The sequence below is a fragment of the Sphingobacterium populi genome, assembly GCF_001586775.1.
Lineage (GTDB): Bacteria > Bacteroidota > Bacteroidia > Sphingobacteriales > Sphingobacteriaceae > Sphingobacterium > Sphingobacterium populi.
Genome location: NZ_LQXS01000006.1, coordinates 142,925 through 159,818 on the forward strand (window position 1 = coordinate 142,925; position 16,894 = coordinate 159,818).

Genomic DNA, 16,894 nt, shown 5'->3' on the forward strand with positions numbered 1-16,894 from the left:
AGCACGACAACAGTAATTGTGCTCGTTATCCCTGCCATATTTCGCCATGAAAAGCCCCTGTGACACACTTCACAGCAGCTTTCTTTTACGCATACAACTTGTTATTAAAAGCTAAAAAAATAGAGATGGAAAAAATTTTCTACACTTTCTTATTGACTTTATTATCCCTCAATATAACTGCACAAACTGCGACTACCCTTACTGGAATCATTACTGCAAAAACAAGCGCAACTACCGCAACGGTACGCATTGAAGGCACAACATTGGCGACCACCACTGATGAAAACGGCCACTTCACCTTAACCAATGTGCCGCTCGGAAACCATCGGATATTGGTTGACGCTATTGGCTATGTTCCTTTTCGTCAATCGGTGTCGGTACTTGCGAATAACACACCGCCGCTACAGATCGTGCTCGAGGCAGATCGACTCAACCTCAACGAAGTGGTGGTCAGTGCCACTCGCTACGATGTAAACAGAAAGCAATCGCCAGTGATCGTCAACGTTATTGGATCTAAGCTGATGAATGCTACGCAAAGTGTGGCAATGTCTGAGACGCTAAACTACCAACCAGGCGTACGCCTGGAAGTGAACTGCCAGAACTGTGGCTTCACGCAGGTGCGGATGAATGGCCTTGATGGTAGCTATTCTCAAATCTTGATGAATAGCCGTCCGATATTCAGCGCGCTCAATGGCGTATACGGTTTGGATCAGATTCCAACAAGTATGATTGAGCGCATCGAGGTGGTTCGCGGAGGTGGTTCGGCCTTGTATGGCTCTAATGCCATTGCCGGCACCATCAATGTGATTACTAAAGATCCTGTTATCAATTCCTGGGAGATTAACAACAATACCAGTCTTATTGGTGGCAAAAGTCTCGACAACAACTTCAGCTTCAACACCTCGGTCGTTAGCGAAGATCTTTCGCATGGCGCTACTTTTTATGGCGCCAAAAGAAGTCGAGAGGCATACGATGCTGACGGCGACGGATTTTCTGAAATCACTAAACTGGAAAGCACCGCATTCGGAACCAAAGCTTTCTATAAATTTTCGGAACTGAATAAATTAACGATGGATTTCAGTGCGATCAAAGAATTTCGTCGTGGTGGCGATCGACTAAATCTCGCACCGCATTTTACTGACATAACCGAACAACTGAATCATAATACGATCATGGGCGGATTGACTTTTGATCAATACACTAAAGATCAACGCACCAAATTCAGCGTTTATGGCTCTGCTCAGCGCACCGTTCGAGATAGCTATTACGGTGGATTGGGGGGCGAGCGCACCGCAGCCGATAGTTTGATGGCAGCCAATGCATATGGAACCACAAAGGATTTTGCTTTTGTAGGCGGTGGACAAATGGCGCATACGCTTAAAAATGAAGATGTACTTACCACCGGTATAGAATACAATCATAGTAATGTGGATGATGAGATTGCGGGGTATAACAGAGCCATAGCACAAAACGTGAATAGCACAGGCATCTATGCACAATACGAATGGAAACCTACAGATCGGTTCAAAGCCTTGCTTGGCGGACGATTTGATCATGTCAATGTATCGGGAACTTACTATCTGGCAGATATCTCACGAGCTTCCGATGCTTCTGTATCAGCATTTAGCCCGAGAGTGACCATTTTATATGACATTGATGAGGTATTTCAACTTCGTGGCGGCTATGCTCGTGGATTTCGAGCGCCACAAGCTTTTGATGAAGATATGCACGTATCATCGGTGGGCGGCGACCAGCAATTTATCTTACTAGGCGAGGATTTGAAAACCGAATTTTCGAATTCATACACTGCATCTCTTAATTTCACAAAGGCAATTGGCTCTACTCAGGCCAATATTTTAGTGGAAGGATTTTACACGGATATTAGGAATCCATTTACCTACGTATCGCAAGGCGTAATTGGTGAGAATATACGCTTGGAGCAAATGGTAAATGGCGAAGGGCTATATGTAGCGGGTAGCAATATAGAAGTGGGGCTTGCACCATCGGACCGATTGACTTTTCAATTCGGTGGCACGATCCAAACGAATCGTTACCGCGAAGAGCAAGAATTATTTGAAGGCGAGGATATAGTGGATGGTGACCCAGCAGTATTCACGCGTAACCTCGTGCGCACACCAAATAGCTATGGCTATTTGAACACTAACTGGCGCGTGACAGAAGATTTTGGCGTCGACATTACGGGCGTATATACCGGATCGATGATCGTGCCACATGTAGTTCGCGAATCCGGATTCATGGACTTAGTACAATCCAGAGAATTTCTGGAGATGAACGTACGTTTGTCGCGCATGATTCATGTGAAATCGAGCTTTTCACTGGAGTTGAGCGCGGGCGTACAAAACATTTTGAACAGCTATCAGAATGATTTTGATCAAGGCCCACGCCGCGATTCGGATTATATTTACGGGCCTGCTCGTCCACGCACCTATTTTGTCGGTGTTAAGATTGGCAATTTCACTCATTAATAAATAAAATGATGGTACGATTCCAGGTTTGGATTTTCCTACTATTTTGTTCAATCTTCCCTGCGTCATATACGATGGCGCAGGAAGGATTGAAAATCAACTGGCTGTCTTTCGAAGCGTTATCAGACTCATTGGCTACTAAGCCAAAAAAGACCTTGATCTTCTTTCACGCAGACTGGTGTACGTATTGCAAGAAAATGGAGCGTGAGGTATTTACAAATCCCGCTGTCATTGCGGAGATTAATGCCCATTATTACGCAGTACAGCTCGATGTAGAAACGGTGGATAGCATTCGCTTCGATGGTCAATTATTCAGCAACAACTCACCAAAGAAAAGAAGAGGCAAATACCACGATCTCGCTATGCTCTTGGGCGCTAGAAACGGACAATTGGTGCTACCTACCACGCTAATTCTGGACAAAAACTTCTTCGTCGATCAAAGGCAATTTGAATACCTACATAGCAAAAAATTGCTTGAACTGCTACAACCGTAAAAGCATATCTCCTTCGGAGGTCATTCGCCAGCTTCACATATAAAATTAAAAGCGTATTTTTGTGCCCAAATGGGAAAGAGAATACCTCAGGACAAGAAATTTGTCTCTGATATAGAGATAATTGACATCGCCGAAGAAGGAAGAGGCGTCGCAAAGCAAGACGAACTGGTAATGTTTATCGAGAAGGCAATACCGGGCGATATCGTCGATGTAGAACTGCTTCGCAAGAAAAAGAATTTGGTAGAAGGGAAAGTGACTGCCGTGAAGACGCCGTCTCCACATCGGGTAGAACCTTTTTGCAAGCACTTCGGCGTATGTGGAGGCTGCAAATGGCAACACATGAATTACGATGCGCAACTGCACTTCAAGGAGAAATATGTGAGCAATGTACTGAGCCGGATCGGCAAAGTAGATACATCTTCGATGGAGAGTATTTTGGGTTCGCAAGAAACATCGTATTATCGCAACAAGTTGGAATATACTTTTTCCAATAAACGTTGGCTGACGAACAAAGATGAGCAGGTGGACGATCAGGATATGAATGCCTTGGGCTTTCATGTACCCGGTCGCTTTGATAAGATCTTGGATATAGATCACTGCTTTTTGCAGGCCGATCCTTCGAATGATATCCGTAATAGCATTCGTGCTTACGCGGCTGATCACGGAATTTCATTTTACGATTTGCGCGCACATCAAGGCGCGCTGCGCAATGTCATTATCCGCACCGCTTCTACGGGCGAAGTGATGGTTATCGTGGTATTTGCGTACCCGACACAAGAACAGATTGATCAACTCATGGCTTTCATTGCGGATAAATTCCCAACATTAGCTTCGTTATTATATATCGTGAACCAGAAGGGCAACGATACGATCTTTGATCAAGAGATCATGCTGTATCGTGGTCGTGATTTCATCTACGAGGAGATGGAAGGCCTGAAGTTCAAAGTTGGTCCAAAATCATTCTACCAAACGAATTCGGCTCAAGCGTACGAGTTGTACAAGATTACGCGTGATTTTGCTGGCCTCACCGGCCAAGAAACCGTGTATGACTTATATACTGGTGCTGGTACTATCGCCAACTTTGTGGCGCGCAGTGCTAAGGAAGTAATTGGCATAGAATATGTTCCGTCTGCTATTGAGGACGCGAAGATCAACTCCGAGTTAAACGACATCAGCAACACGAAGTTCTATGCCGGTGATATGAAAGATGTATTGACGATTCCATTTGTCACGGCACATGGTAAGCCAGATATTATTATCACCGATCCGCCAAGAGCTGGTATGCACGCTGATGTGATCAAATGCTTGTTGGATGTAGAATCACCAAAAATCGTGTACGTAAGTTGTAATGCGGCAACGCAAGCGCGCGATATCGACTTGCTTTCTGAAAAATATCAGGTCGAGCGTATCAAGCCGGTAGATATGTTCCCGCATACGCAGCATGTAGAAAACGTGGTTCTTTTGACCAGAAAATAAGGAAATGAATATAGAAGAATTACTAAAGGAGCCCTCGGGCAATGGTAGTGAAAAAGGGAAAAGCAGCAGTCCGCTGGAAAGTCTAAAGATCGATTTGGATTTCTATAGCGATGCTATCAAAGAGGTATCTGCGGACCTGATCGCGGAGCAATATTCGACACATCCGATCTTCATAGCGCACCAACATAGTGTCAAAATTGGAGAGGTTATTTTAGATAAAATGGAGCTGAATACTTCATGGAGCATCAATGTGAGCACACTCGAAGAATTCGTAGAGAAAGGAATAATTAAAGAGGATCGTAAAGATTACTTCATCAAGCAATATAAACCGGCTGCACAATTTATGTGTTTATTCGTAGTTGTGCCCGAAGGGGCAAATTTTGTATTTTATCCATACAAGTAAAAGGTTTAGCGTTATTTAACATCGGGAATAGCGATCTTTGGTTAATTTAGATTATTACATGAACCGTTTATTACTACATATTATCTGCATTTGTTGCATTTTACTAGCAACAAGCTTACGTACATCTGCTCAAACTGGAGCTGAAGAGCGTAATAATATCTCTGGTATGATATTAGAACGGGGCACCAACAATACCCGAATCGCTGATGCGAATGTGACCAACCTCAATACACAGCAGAAAGTGCGTACTTCTATGCAGGGTGTTTTTACCATTGCGGTAGCGATTGGTGATTCCATATCTATCGAAAAAGTAGGATATGGACCGATTAAAACACAGATTAATCGTATTGAAGACATCATTTTAGATATGCAGCCCGGCTTACAAATTGAGACTGTAGTGGTGTCGCGCGGCACGCGAGAATCGGAAATGCGTGGAATCATGAAAGATTATGAGCGTAAGGGAGTCTATCGCGGCGGGCAGAATTCGGTAGGCACTTATCTTGCGAGCCCAGCGACGGCATTGTACAACCTCTTTGGCAAGGAACCAAAAAATGCGCGACGTTTTCAAGAATATATGGAACAGGAATTGGAGGAAACCAAGATCGATCGCATTTTTAATAAAACCATCGTTACGGAATTAACGGGTTTAGAAGGAGAAGAGCTCCGATCATTCATGGAATGGTATCGCCCAAGTTTGTCGACTGCAGAGAAATGGGGAAGATATGATTTGATGGTTTATATCAATAAATCGTTTGACGATTGGGATGCCAATGGCCGACCCAAGTCCCAAAGATTGCCAAAACTCGAAATTCCACCACAGGAGAAATAATCAATCGATTGCTAGGCTTCAACAACGTTACTTCGCTTCTAAAAAAATACTTTGGCATTTGCTTTGTTCTCAAATGAATTAGAAGTATACATTTATCATTACAATTATGACAATTAACAAAAAATTATCAGTTTATGGTCTGTCACTTGCAACTTCTGCTATGTTGCTTGCAAGCTGCTCTACCATACAAAATACAAGTAGCACTACCAAAGGCGCAGTAATTGGCACTACGGCTGGAGGTGCTCTTGGAGCATTGATCGGAGGAAAAGCAGGAAATACGGCAGTAGGTGCCATTGCCGGAGCCGTCATTGGCGGAGCTGCGGGTGGATTGATCGGACGTAAAATGGATAATCAGGCAAAAGAAATCGAGAACGCTGTAGCTGGTGCTGAAGTAATCAAATCAGAAGAAGGTATTATCGTAAAATTTGATAGCGGAATCCTATTTGACTTCAACAGTACTCAATTAAAAGGAGATGCTAAAACAAATATTGCCAAATTAGTAGAAACTTTGAACAAAGAACCAGATACTGAAATTTTGGTAATCGGGCACACAGACAACGTTGGGTCTGTGAGCGCTAACCAAAAGGTATCTGAAGGCCGTGCAAAATCTGTACGTGATTACGCTGTATCGCAAGGATTATTAGGTGGTAGAATCAAAACAGAAGGTAAAAACTTCTCAGAACCTATTGCATCTAACGATACGGATGCCGGACGTGCTGAAAATCGCCGTGTGGAGATTGTAATCGTAGCTAGTGAGAAAATGCAACAAGACGCAAAGCGCGAAGCTGGAACTAACTAAAAGTGGTATATAGGTAATTAAAAAGCTCCGGGAGTTGATCTCTCGGAGCTTTTTTTGTTGAGGCATTTATTGTATACATAATCAAAACACGATCTCCCCAAAGCGTGAAATCAGTCCATAAAAAAAGCTCCTAGCAATTCTGCTAGGAGCTTACTCTGCTAAAGCAGATTGTGCTTATTGGAACTTCTTAGCGTTAACCTTACGTTCGTTTTCTGTCAAGTAGATTTTACGAAGACGCATGCTTTGCGGCGTTACTTCGATGTATTCGTCTGCTTGGATGTATTCCATACATTCTTCCAAAGAGAATTTAATCGCTGGCGCAATACGCGTATTGTCATCTGATCCAGATGCACGCATGTTGGTCAACTGCTTACCTTTGGTTACATTGATCGTCAAATCATTGTCACGGATGTGCTCACCTAAGATTTGACCTTCGTAAATATCCACTCCTGGATCGACGAAGAAACGGCCACGATCTTGCAATTTATCGATAGAATATGCTGTTGTAGAACCTGTATCCAAAGAGATCAATACACCCGCCATACGCTTAGGAATGGTACCTTTCCAAGGCTCGTAACCCTTCAAACGGTGCGCCATAACGGCTTCACCAGCCGTAGCGGTTAATACGTTGTTACGCAAACCGATGATTCCGCGAGAAGGAATAGAGAATTCTAAATGCTGCATATCACCTTTGGCTTCCATAATCAACAGCTCACCTTTACGTTGTGTAACTAGCTCGATTACTTTACCAGAAACTTCCGCAGGTACATCTACTACCAACTCTTCAATTGGCTCGCATTTTACGCCATCAATTTCTTTTACGATAACTTGTGGCTGTCCTACTTGCAATTCGTATCCTTCGCGACGCATGGTCTCGATCAATACAGACAAATGGAGGATACCACGACCATATACTAACCAAGCATCTGGAGATTCGGTTGGTACTACGCGTAGTGCCAAGTTTTTCTCCAATTCTTTTTGCAAACGATCGTAGATATTACGTGATGTTACTAATTTACCTTCTTTACCGAAGAATGGTGAGTTGTTGATGGTGAACAACATGTTCATCGTTGGCTCATCAATGCTCATTACTTCCAATTGCTCCGGGTTTTCGAAATCGGCGATCGTATCACCAATATCAAAACCTTCAATACCTACTACGGCACAAATATCACCAGCATGTACTTCTGGTACTTTGATACGACCAAGTCCTTCAAAAACTTGAAGTTCTTTGACGCGGGATTTTACAATCTTGCCATCGCGTTTTACCAAAGAAACCGGTTGGTTTTCTTTGATGGTGCCACGAGCTACACGACCGATCGCGATACGACCTACGAATGTAGAGTAATCTAAAGAGGTTACTTGCATCTGCAATGTACCTTCTGATACTTTTGGAGCAGGGATATGATCCAAAATAGCTTCTAACAAATCGGTGAAGTCCGTTGTTGGTTGTTTCCAATCAGTAGACATCCAACCTTGTTTAGAAGAACCGTAAAGTACTGGAAAATCTAATTGATCTTCGGTAGCGCCTAAGTTGAAAAACAAGTCGAATACACTTTCGTATACTTCGTCCGGACGGCAGTTTTCTTTATCTACTTTGTTGACTACAACAATAGGTTTGATACCTAAAGCTAACGCTTTACCTGTTACGAAACGTGTTTGAGGCATCGGACCTTCAAAGGCATCGACCAAAAGGACAACCCCATCGGCCATTTTCAATACGCGCTCTACCTCACCACCGAAATCGGCGTGACCTGGCGTATCAATGATGTTAATTTTTACATCCTTATAGGTAACAGATACGTTTTTGGAAACGATAGTGATACCGCGTTCACGCTCCAAGTCGTTGTTATCCAGGATTAGTTCTCCTGCGTTTTCATTTTCTCTGAATTGATTCGTGAAATAGAGAATCTTGTCAACCAATGTTGTTTTACCGTGGTCAACGTGAGCGATAATCGCTATGTTTCTGATGTTCTGCATGCTACAGCTTGTCGTGTAAAATTCTAAGGTGCAAAAGTATAAAAATAAAAACAACTAATCACTAAATTTTAAATGATATATTTGGAATAGTTGAATAATAAAGATTTCTTAATATGAAATGGCTTTTAACAGTAGTAATATCCGTATTTATGGCGCATCACATATCGGCACAAAATAAGACCGATTGGGCGAATTTTGGTAAATATGAAGCGGCTAACGCGCAGGAGAAACCCGGGCAAGTCGTGTTTATGGGTAATTCTATTACCGAAGGGTGGAAAAATCAACGCCCTGAATTCTTCAGCGAAAATGGGTATATCGGCCGAGGAATTGGTGGGCAGACTAGTGCACAAATGCTGGTTCGCTTTCGCAAAGATGTGATCGATCTACAGCCGAAAGCTGTGGTAATTCTTGCTGGCACCAATGATATTGCACAAAACCAGGGGTATATTTCACAAGCAAATATCTTGGGCAACATACAATCGATGGTAGAGCTGGCACAACATCACAATATTCAGGTGTATTTGTGCTCTGTACTACCAGCTTACGAATTTGGCTGGAGAAAGGAGATTCAAGATGTGGCCAATCAGATCATACAATTGAACACACTTATTCGTTCTTATGCCGAGAGCAATGACATCCCGTATGTCGATTATCACTCGGCACTCAAAGATGAGCGAAACGGACTGTCGGTAGAGTATGCGAAAGATGGTGTACACCCAACGAATGCGGCGTACGAAATCATGGAAGCGACATTACAAAAGGTCTTGAAATAACGATCTAACAGGGCTTAAACCTGGAAATAAATAGGCTTATTAATCACAGAACCCCGCACCAAATTGGTGCGGGGTTCTGCGTTTTTATACGAATGATTGATCCGAAGATTACGCTATTACTTGCAGCTCTTTGCCGACTTTGGTAAATGCCGCAATCGCTTTGTCTAAATGTGCGCGATCATGGCCAGCCGATATCTGCACACGAATACGAGCTTTGTCTTTTGGCACCACTGGATAGTAAAAACCGATCACATAAATACCTTCTTCGAGCATTTTGGCTGCAAATTCTTGTGCCAACTTCGCGTCGTATAACATAACAGGTACAATAGGATGTACTCCTGGTTTGATGTCAAATCCAGCAGCAGTCATTTGCTCGCGAAAGTACGTGGTGTTCTCTTCTAGTTTGTCGCGCAAGGCCGTAGTTTCGCTTAGCATATCTAACACGGCAATAGAAGCTCCTACAATCGCTGGTGCCAATGTATTGGAAAAAAGATATGGTCTGGAGCGCTGACGCAACATATCTATAATCTCTTTGCGACCAGAGGTAAAACCGCCAGAAGCACCGCCCAACGCTTTACCAAGCGTACCTGTGATGATATCAATACGGCCCATTACATCACATAATTCGTGCGTACCGCGGCCTGTTTTACCAATAAAACCCGAACAGTGCGATTCGTCGATCATAACTAGAGCATCATACTTATCTGCCAGATCGCAAATTTTATCCAAAGGTGCTACAGATCCATCCATCGAAAAAGCCCCATCGGTCACAATAATACGATGACGTGCCCCTGACGCAGCTTGTAATTGTGCTTCCAAATCTTGCATATCACAATTTTTGTAGCGAAAACGTTGCGCCTTACACAGACGTACGCCATCGATTATGGAAGCATGATTCAGTTCGTCGGAGATGATGGCATCTTCTGCGCCAAACAAGGGCTCGAAAACTCCACCATTGGCATCAAAAGCTGCAGCGTAAAGAATCGTGTCTTCTGTTCCTAAAAATTGCGATAGTTTATCTTCTAATGTTTTGTGAGTATCCTGCGTACCGCAAATAAAACGAACAGACGACATTCCATATCCATGCGAGTCAATCGCGGCTTTGGCCGCTGCGATTACATCTGGATGCGAAGACAACCCCAGATAGTTATTTGCACAGAAGTTGATCACTTCTTGCCCGGTATTGATTTTAATGTCGGCTCCTTGAGGAGTCGTGATAATGCGTTCTTCTTTGTAAAGACCGGCTTCCTTAATGTCTGATAGTTCCTTTTGTAAGGTGGCTTGCAAATTTTGGTACATATTTTTAAAATGCTTTTGTTGCGTATCTATCCAAAGATACAATATTTTATGGCTACTATGTTTCCGCAGGGCGTATCTCGCTAATAGCAAAAAGAAGGACCGCATATAAGCAGTCCTTCTTTTTGTTGTCACGATAGCTCTTTCTATTTTACACGAGTAAAGACCTCTGTCCGGCCTAATAAGCTTACTCCTACGAAACCACGCACCTCCAACTTATCGCCTTTTGGCGTCATTTTGCAGCTGTATGTTTTTCCAGATTTAGGATCATAGATCTCTCCGCCTTCGTAAACCTTTCCTTTTTTAGTGAAATTGGTCAATATCTCTAAACCTTCTATCTTACGATCGCGGAGATTTTTGTCGGGATTGTTTTCATCTTTCTTTGACGAATCTTTTATCCAATACAACTTACCATAGTACTTGTCGCCTTTTTTGTAAATTTCGATACGCCCTTCTTTACTGGAGTTCTCCCACTTTCCTAGAATTGGATCTGATGACTGCGCGAGGAGCGAAAAGGCGATCATCATCGCGCTTAAAACTAAAATAATTCTCTTCATAGCTTTTGTTGTTTACAATTGTTATGTCTAAATATACGATTTTTTACTATGCATGCATAATACCAGTTGTTAGCTAGAAATCTTTTTGACCCCATAGTTTAAACAGTACAATGCGCATAGGGTTTTTAATTAATATAAATTGGCATTTGTTTTGTCTGGAATAAATTAAATCACAACTTAATTATAGATATTATGCATTTTGTACTTTCACTTCTACTCACCGGAATTATTATAGCGGGAGCATCTTATATTATCCCTGGCGTATCAGTCGCAGGTTTTGGTTGGGCAATCGTCGCAGGATTGGTAATTGGTTTGGTTAATGGGATCGTTGGAGGAATCTTAAGATTGTTTACTTTTCCGCTAAATTGGCTGACGTTTGGATTAGTTTCCTTTATAATCACCGTACTGATGATTATGCTAAGTAGCAGCATCATGGGCACCAAATTTCAGGTCAGCGGATTTTGGTCAGCATTCTTTTTCGCTATCGCCGTAGCCGTTATGGAGATGATTTTAGGGGCATTGGTAGCGCCAAAAAACACGTAGATTAACGCAAATAATTTTCTGCAACAAACAAGGGCAGCAAGAAATCTTGCTGCCCTTGTTTGTTGCAGATCGTAAGTAATTCGATAGGATCAGATCCTAGTAAGCTCCGATAAAGAAACTACCTGCTTGTCCTTTTAGTCTGATTCCTTTGGCAACGCTATTCGTTTTCCAATTAATGATGTAAAGGTTGCCATCTTTGCCACTAGGAGTCAATGGGACGTACGCCAAATCTCCGTCTACTCCGATATGCTGAAATTGACCCAATGTTGCATTCATTCCAGCATCTGAGGAAACTTCTGTAGCTAATTGCGTAGCTGTTTTTGAGTTCAGATCTACTAAAGCCAAATATCCGCCCGCAACACCAGTTTCGGTAAATAATACCAATCCTTTTCCTTCGCCAAAATATCTCCATGCTCTGATTGCTAAATCGTTGGATTTGCTTAAAGCTGTTTTGAGATCAAAGTTATAGCTATTGTCATAATCGCTGGTGGATCTGTTGATACGTAAGATTTGTGACCCTGAAGTAGCAGTCGCTTGGTACACATTTCCATCTGTTGCTACATATTGAGTCATCGTACGGTAGCTATGATTGGCAGATTTACTTTGTGTAGACCAGATTAATTTTGGATTAGCCAACGACGGATAGTCTAATACCAACGTGACGGTTCCTTTGATATTGGCAGCATCATTAGCCCAGGACCAGCTTACTGCTTGCGTTTCTTGATTTACTGATCTCTGCGGCCCTTTAGATGGATCAACTTTCGCAATATTACAACCGATATACACTTTATTGCCATTAATAACTGGTACATCTACTCGTCCTACAGAATAACCTTGCGCTTTTTCTTCATCGGTGAATGGGAAAACAAACTCAGTTGTGTTTGGCACACTTGGGTTATTCAAGTCAATAATCGCTACATCAACAGTACCACGAGTATACTCGTAGGTCTGTGTGCCAGCTTCTGCTTTTGCTGCGTCGATAGGCGCTGAGACTCCTTCAATTTTTACACCTACACCTACCCCTTCGGCGGCTTTCACCCATCGTGGGGATGCACTCAAGATACTAGCTACATTTAGTTCTTCATTTGTGTCCTCGAACTTATTTGTTCCTGTTACACGGTATTTGTTAAATATGCCACCATTAGTACCAGTATACTGGATGTTATACAAGAAATTTCCATTAACAGAACCTTGTACACGGGCCGTTCTTTGAGAGCGTAGCGGATAGCCAACTCCAGCAGCAAAAATATTAAGTTCTTTGGAAGCATCACTCGCTTCGGCCAATGTAAGCGCATGTGCTAATGTACCACCATCACCTGCTCTGTTTGTTTTTGCATCTGGAAAAGCTGCTGTCAATGTTATGAATTGTCTTGCTTCTGTATCAGGGCCAGATCCTGCATTGGGGTTTTCACCACTAGGGCCTTCATTTTTAGTACATGAAGCCACTGTACTCAACGCGATAGCTACACCGAATAAGGTCGTTTTCAATAGTTTTTTGTTCATGATAGATATTGATGAGTTAAATGTTTAATTTTATTTAGTAAAGTTGTTGAGCATATAGTTGAGCTTCAGATAGTAGCCGCGGCCAGGTTTCTGCACGCCAAAGTTGTCGTATACCTCGCCATTGGTGATATTCTTGACATCCAAGCTGACAATGATTTTCCCACTTGGAGTGCGGTAACTGGCTCCCACGTCGTGAAAAAATTGTGTTGGCGTCCTAAACCAGTCTTCAGAATCGAACCATACGGTGCTAAAAGGGGCAACGTAACCGGTATTATAGAATACATTGACGGTAGATTTTCTTTGTATCAGGTTGTCCAAACGATATTGAACACTTCCGTTTACCATAAAATAAGGTTCGTTGGGCAGCTGACGGTTGAAGAAGCGATGTGGGTTTCCATTTTCATCAAACTCCGTTTTCATCAACGTATTGAATCGAGAAAAATTCACCAATAGGTTGAGTTTGTTGGCGTATACATAAGTCACCTCGGCCTCAAATCCGCGTGATTGCGTACGACCTATATTGATAAATCTCGTAGTTTGGAGATTAGCATCGTTTTCTCGACCCACGATGACAGAATCTACGGCTTCGGCAGCAATTTTGTCGTAACCATTTCGCCAGAAAGCGCTCGCATATAAGGACAATCTGTGCGTTTCATCAGATAGCGCTTCGTAACGAAATCCTGCATTGTAGTTGACATTGCGCTCTGGCTTCAACTCCAAATTCTCGACAATATTGGTTTCTGGGCTTCCAAAAATTTGTTCATCGCGAGGTGAAATAAAGCTGTTTTCTGTAGAAGCGATAAGGTATAATTTCGGGATCACATTATAGGATGCTGTAAAACCATATCCTGGATTTCTATTGGTAAGGGTTGTAGTAGTGCCGGCATTATCGTAATGATTTTGGTTGATGGTGTATTTTGCTAATACATTTGTTTTCAATCTGTTGTTCAGCATTTGTGCTTCGTAGTTGAATCCAAAAATATTTGTTGTGGTACTTCGCTGATTTTGCGGATTCATCGGTGCGGATGGATTCAATAAATCTTCGTCTTGACGGCGGGTAGAGTTTAGATTGTGGTTTACTGAAATACGATGACCTTGTGCGACCATGTACGAAAGATTGGTGCGCGAGTTGATGATATCACGATCAATATTGGTAATGACAGCGGCTCCTTGTTGGCCTCGGCCGACTGGTCGTACCAAAGGAACAGTCTCACCGTTACGTATAATCATCATTGGATTACCATCCCAATTATAGATCGTTCTGGCTGTATCTTGTAGATAGGTACTTCTCTTGCTATATACGGTATTTACATTTAGAGCTAAGCCATGCAGCAAAAAATTGTTTTTGATATAATTTAAGCTAAATACATGCGCTTGGTATTCGTTGAATCTTCCTACGTAAGGCTGTGCCATCGTCACGCCGTGCGGTATATCTTGATAGGTATCAGAGATATTGTAACCTAGGAAAAATTGATCAGCCCATTTTACGTCAGTGAATCCAAATTCGAAACGACCAGAGATCGATCTGTATTTATTATTGAATCTTCTGAACCTATTGTAACGTGTAAGACGTTGCTGTGCATCAGTCATCATGCAATTGCCCCACATCTCATAGCTATTATCTGTATTGATGTATGCACCCGATAATCGTGTGGTAAATCCATTCTTCTGATTCCGGTAAAGCGCTGCGATATCAGCTTGAAATGTATTAAATGAACCATAGGATACAGCAGCGGTGATATTATTTGCTGAGGCATCCTTTCTCATAATAACATTGATGGCACCACCAACGTAATCACCAGTAAGATGCGAAGGTAATACGCCTTTATATACCTCAATGCGCTCGATCATGGCAGGAGGTATATTGTTGAGGTTGAATGATTGGCCAAAGGTAGATATCGGCGTACCATCGATAAAAATACCGATCGCACTTCCCGACATACCATTAAGGTTGTACTCGATCTGAGAACCTATGCCACCATTTTGCCGGACTCTCACACCTACGGCGCGATCCAACAATTCATTGGTGGTCAAATTGCGAAGTGAAGCTTCTTTGGTCTCTATTACAGCTACCGCAAAGCCACTGGTTTCCATATCCCTCTTTACCGTCTTCCGTTCTACTGCCACTTCTTCAATATTGGTTTCCCCCTTTGGATAAACGATGCTATTAAACACCATATTTGGCTGGCCTATGTGCACTTCGTGATGTTGTGGAGTAATATCAATAGCTGAAATATGCAGCTTAAAGCGACCATATGGGACATTAGCGATCTCATACCGACCGTGCTGATCAGTAATAGTACCCAAGCTGCTTCCATCTAACGTTACAGTTATATGGCTTGCTGCGCTACCGTCTTTATGCATGAGCTGCCCGCTAATGGAGCCAATCATTTGAGCAGTTGCACTAGATAGTGAACACAAGTAGAAAAGGATAGTTAGATATTTGTACATAGTATAAATCACATCGTATTTAGACAAAGTCTAAATAAAATTTGTGCGACAAAAATACATCTTACAATCACTTTTTTCCGACGCAAAACGAAATTTTGATGACGATACTAGAAATTTAGCTCGATTTTATGCTTAATTGGTAATTACCAGTCTGTATGGCGATAGCGTATAGCAGCAGTACAACGTTTCCTAATTACGATGTTCCCAACATGAGTAGAGCTCGATAAATAGTACGACATGTCCATAACGAGTATAAGATTCATTTAAACATTCGGCTTCCCGCGCAAATGAATTATGATAATCAAAACTGTTTAGTATATTTACACTAATTTAGATGGAGTCTAAATTAAAATAGTCTCACAAGCATTGATATTAACTGTTAAAAAGTGTCTTACCGCGGAACAACAACGATAATTAGCGCACATACAAATACGCAACCAAAGCCGTTGCTATTACAGCATACAGCTCAAGCTTGGACGCATATACGATGTAGCACATCAATTCGAGTCGAACATCAGAGTTTGGTCATCATTATGTGTGCGAAAAATGAAGAAAACATCAGCTATAGAGTGCACGATAAGATCTACCAAGTCCCCCCTTCACATTTTGAAAGCTTCTACTTGGGCGAGAATACAATTTTGGAAACAATAGGAAGCTCCTTCGCAATAGTACTTATTATCAGTCACTATGAAGCCAAAAACTTAGGCCTTGACAAATTGATCCCAAAGCTACAACAGGATAAAGTAAAGGGAAAGATTTCACACCAGAGCGATTACTTGATTAAAAAAATTAGTAATACGCTTATGGTTGAGGATTCTTATCATCATCTATTATGCAACGCACAAATTTTTGAGATTCTCTACAACCATTTAACAGATAATAGCTCGGATCTACGTCCAGATCTGAAATGTCATTACGAAAGAGTTCAACTTGCCAAATCGATCATCCATCAGGACATGAGCAAGCGGATAACTATTCCTGAGCTGGCCAAAATAGTGGGAACAAATGAACAATACCTCAAGAAATATTTTAAAACCTACTTAGGTAAGACAATAGCGAACTATACCACAGAGATTAAGATGGAATATGCACGATCCTTGCTTGCAAGTGGCAATCTTCTAATCAGTGATGTATCCAGAATGACTGGTTATAAACATGCGACTCACTTTACAACTACCTTTAAAAAATATCACGGCTATAAACCGATAGAGTTTAAATAATTTGCCGCGCTAGTATCAAATCAGCTACGCATTACTTTTTTATATCGCGTTGTGGGAATAGCCGTATTTCGGGCAATTACTACA

General features: G+C 42.0%; 14 protein-coding genes. 9 read left to right on the forward strand and 5 right to left on the reverse strand.

Annotated features, from left to right (window positions below; all coding sequences use genetic code 11):
- The first annotated feature begins 125 nt into the window (after nucleotides 1–125).
- The 6 genes from A0125_RS14095 to A0125_RS14120 all read left to right on the forward strand — a co-directional run bounded on the left by A0125_RS14095 (nucleotide 126) and on the right by A0125_RS14120 (nucleotide 6,487).
- Complete coding sequence (locus A0125_RS14095; protein WP_066757726.1) at nucleotides 126–2,486, forward strand: TonB-dependent receptor; 2,361 nt, start codon at nucleotides 126–128, stop codon at nucleotides 2,484–2,486.
- 8 nt (nucleotides 2,487–2,494) lie between these two features.
- Nucleotides 2,495–2,980, forward strand: coding sequence for a thioredoxin family protein (locus tag A0125_RS14100; protein ID WP_082785046.1), 486 nt, complete (start codon nucleotides 2,495–2,497; stop codon nucleotides 2,978–2,980).
- 69 nt (nucleotides 2,981–3,049) lie between these two features.
- Nucleotides 3,050–4,456, forward strand: a complete 1,407-nt coding sequence (rlmD, locus tag A0125_RS14105; protein ID WP_066757665.1) for a 23S rRNA (uracil(1939)-C(5))-methyltransferase RlmD — start codon at nucleotides 3,050–3,052, stop codon at nucleotides 4,454–4,456.
- 4 nt (nucleotides 4,457–4,460) lie between these two features.
- On the forward strand, nucleotides 4,461–4,859 hold the full coding sequence (locus A0125_RS14110; RefSeq protein WP_066757668.1) for a hypothetical protein: 399 nt from the start codon (nucleotides 4,461–4,463) through the stop codon (nucleotides 4,857–4,859).
- A gap of 58 nt (nucleotides 4,860–4,917) precedes the next feature.
- On the forward strand, nucleotides 4,918–5,688 hold the full coding sequence (locus tag A0125_RS14115) for a hypothetical protein (protein ID WP_066757671.1): 771 nt from the start codon (nucleotides 4,918–4,920) through the stop codon (nucleotides 5,686–5,688).
- Nucleotides 5,689–5,794: 106 nt separating this feature from the next.
- Nucleotides 5,795–6,487 (forward strand): OmpA family protein, encoded by a 693-nt coding sequence (locus A0125_RS14120; protein ID WP_066757674.1) that lies wholly within the window; start codon nucleotides 5,795–5,797, stop codon nucleotides 6,485–6,487.
- Nucleotides 6,488–6,661: 174 nt separating this feature from the next.
- On the opposite strand, the gene typA is transcribed toward A0125_RS14120, so the two are convergent.
- Nucleotides 6,662–8,467 (reverse strand): translational GTPase TypA, encoded by a 1,806-nt coding sequence (typA, locus tag A0125_RS14125; RefSeq protein WP_066757679.1) that lies wholly within the window; start codon nucleotides 8,465–8,467, stop codon nucleotides 6,662–6,664.
- Between the two features lie 113 nt (nucleotides 8,468–8,580).
- Between typA and A0125_RS14130 the strand changes: the two genes are divergently transcribed.
- The gene (locus A0125_RS14130) at nucleotides 8,581–9,240 is read left to right on the forward strand and encodes an SGNH/GDSL hydrolase family protein (RefSeq protein ID WP_066757682.1); all 660 of its coding nucleotides are present in this window, start codon (nucleotides 8,581–8,583) and stop codon (nucleotides 9,238–9,240) included.
- Between the two features lie 108 nt (nucleotides 9,241–9,348).
- Here A0125_RS14130 and kbl read toward each other — a convergent pair whose 3' ends face one another.
- Both kbl and A0125_RS14140 read right to left on the reverse strand, forming a co-directional pair.
- Nucleotides 9,349–10,539, reverse strand: coding sequence for a glycine C-acetyltransferase (kbl, locus tag A0125_RS14135; RefSeq protein ID WP_066757685.1), 1,191 nt, complete (start codon nucleotides 10,537–10,539; stop codon nucleotides 9,349–9,351).
- Between the two features lie 143 nt (nucleotides 10,540–10,682).
- A complete protein-coding gene (locus A0125_RS14140; protein WP_066757689.1) occupies nucleotides 10,683–11,093 on the reverse strand; it encodes a DUF2147 domain-containing protein in 411 nt (136 codons plus the stop codon).
- Between the two features lie 192 nt (nucleotides 11,094–11,285).
- Here A0125_RS14140 and A0125_RS14145 point away from each other — a divergent pair, with 192 nt between their 5' ends.
- Nucleotides 11,286–11,636, forward strand: coding sequence for a phage holin family protein (locus tag A0125_RS14145; RefSeq protein ID WP_066757692.1), 351 nt, complete (start codon nucleotides 11,286–11,288; stop codon nucleotides 11,634–11,636).
- A 96-nt stretch (nucleotides 11,637–11,732) separates the two neighbouring features.
- Here the strand turns inward: A0125_RS14145 and A0125_RS14150 are convergent, their stop codons facing one another.
- Both A0125_RS14150 and A0125_RS14155 read right to left on the reverse strand, forming a co-directional pair.
- Nucleotides 11,733–13,139 carry a hypothetical protein gene (locus A0125_RS14150; protein WP_066757694.1) on the reverse strand — a complete coding sequence of 469 codons (1,407 nt, stop codon included), beginning with the start codon at nucleotides 13,137–13,139 and terminating at the stop codon, nucleotides 11,733–11,735.
- Between the two features lie 30 nt (nucleotides 13,140–13,169).
- Nucleotides 13,170–15,530 carry a TonB-dependent receptor gene (locus A0125_RS14155; RefSeq protein WP_197464888.1) on the reverse strand — a complete coding sequence of 787 codons (2,361 nt, stop codon included), beginning with the start codon at nucleotides 15,528–15,530 and terminating at the stop codon, nucleotides 13,170–13,172.
- 593 nt (nucleotides 15,531–16,123) lie between these two features.
- On the opposite strand from A0125_RS14155, the gene A0125_RS14160 reads away from it, so the two are divergent.
- Complete coding sequence (locus A0125_RS14160; RefSeq protein ID WP_066757699.1) at nucleotides 16,124–16,810, forward strand: helix-turn-helix transcriptional regulator; 687 nt, start codon at nucleotides 16,124–16,126, stop codon at nucleotides 16,808–16,810.
- Nucleotides 16,811–16,894: the final 84 nt, after the last annotated feature.

Bases quoted from the DNA above. Each gene is read 5' to 3' on its own strand.
- A0125_RS14140 (WP_066757689.1), bottom strand. From the start codon at position 11,093: ATGAAGAGAATTATTTTAGTTTTAAGCGCGATGATGATCGCCTTTTCG.
- A0125_RS14155 (WP_197464888.1), bottom strand. From the start codon at position 15,530: ATGATTGGCTCCATTAGCGGGCAGCTCATGCATAAAGACGGTAGCGCA.
- A0125_RS14150 (WP_066757694.1), bottom strand. From the start codon at position 13,139: ATGAACAAAAAACTATTGAAAACGACCTTATTCGGTGTAGCTATCGCG.
- rlmD (WP_066757665.1), top strand. From the start codon at position 3,050: ATGGGAAAGAGAATACCTCAGGACAAGAAATTTGTCTCTGATATAGAG.
- A0125_RS14130 (WP_066757682.1), top strand. From the start codon at position 8,581: ATGAAATGGCTTTTAACAGTAGTAATATCCGTATTTATGGCGCATCAC.
- A0125_RS14120 (WP_066757674.1), top strand. From the start codon at position 5,795: ATGACAATTAACAAAAAATTATCAGTTTATGGTCTGTCACTTGCAACT.
- typA (WP_066757679.1), bottom strand. From the start codon at position 8,467: ATGCAGAACATCAGAAACATAGCGATTATCGCTCACGTTGACCACGGT.
- A0125_RS14160 (WP_066757699.1), top strand. From the start codon at position 16,124: ATGTGTGCGAAAAATGAAGAAAACATCAGCTATAGAGTGCACGATAAG.
- A0125_RS14115 (WP_066757671.1), top strand. From the start codon at position 4,918: ATGAACCGTTTATTACTACATATTATCTGCATTTGTTGCATTTTACTA.
- A0125_RS14110 (WP_066757668.1), top strand. From the start codon at position 4,461: ATGAATATAGAAGAATTACTAAAGGAGCCCTCGGGCAATGGTAGTGAA.
- A0125_RS14095 (WP_066757726.1), top strand. From the start codon at position 126: ATGGAAAAAATTTTCTACACTTTCTTATTGACTTTATTATCCCTCAAT.
- A0125_RS14145 (WP_066757692.1), top strand. From the start codon at position 11,286: ATGCATTTTGTACTTTCACTTCTACTCACCGGAATTATTATAGCGGGA.
- kbl (WP_066757685.1), bottom strand. From the start codon at position 10,539: ATGTACCAAAATTTGCAAGCCACCTTACAAAAGGAACTATCAGACATT.
- A0125_RS14100 (WP_082785046.1), top strand. From the start codon at position 2,495: ATGATGGTACGATTCCAGGTTTGGATTTTCCTACTATTTTGTTCAATC.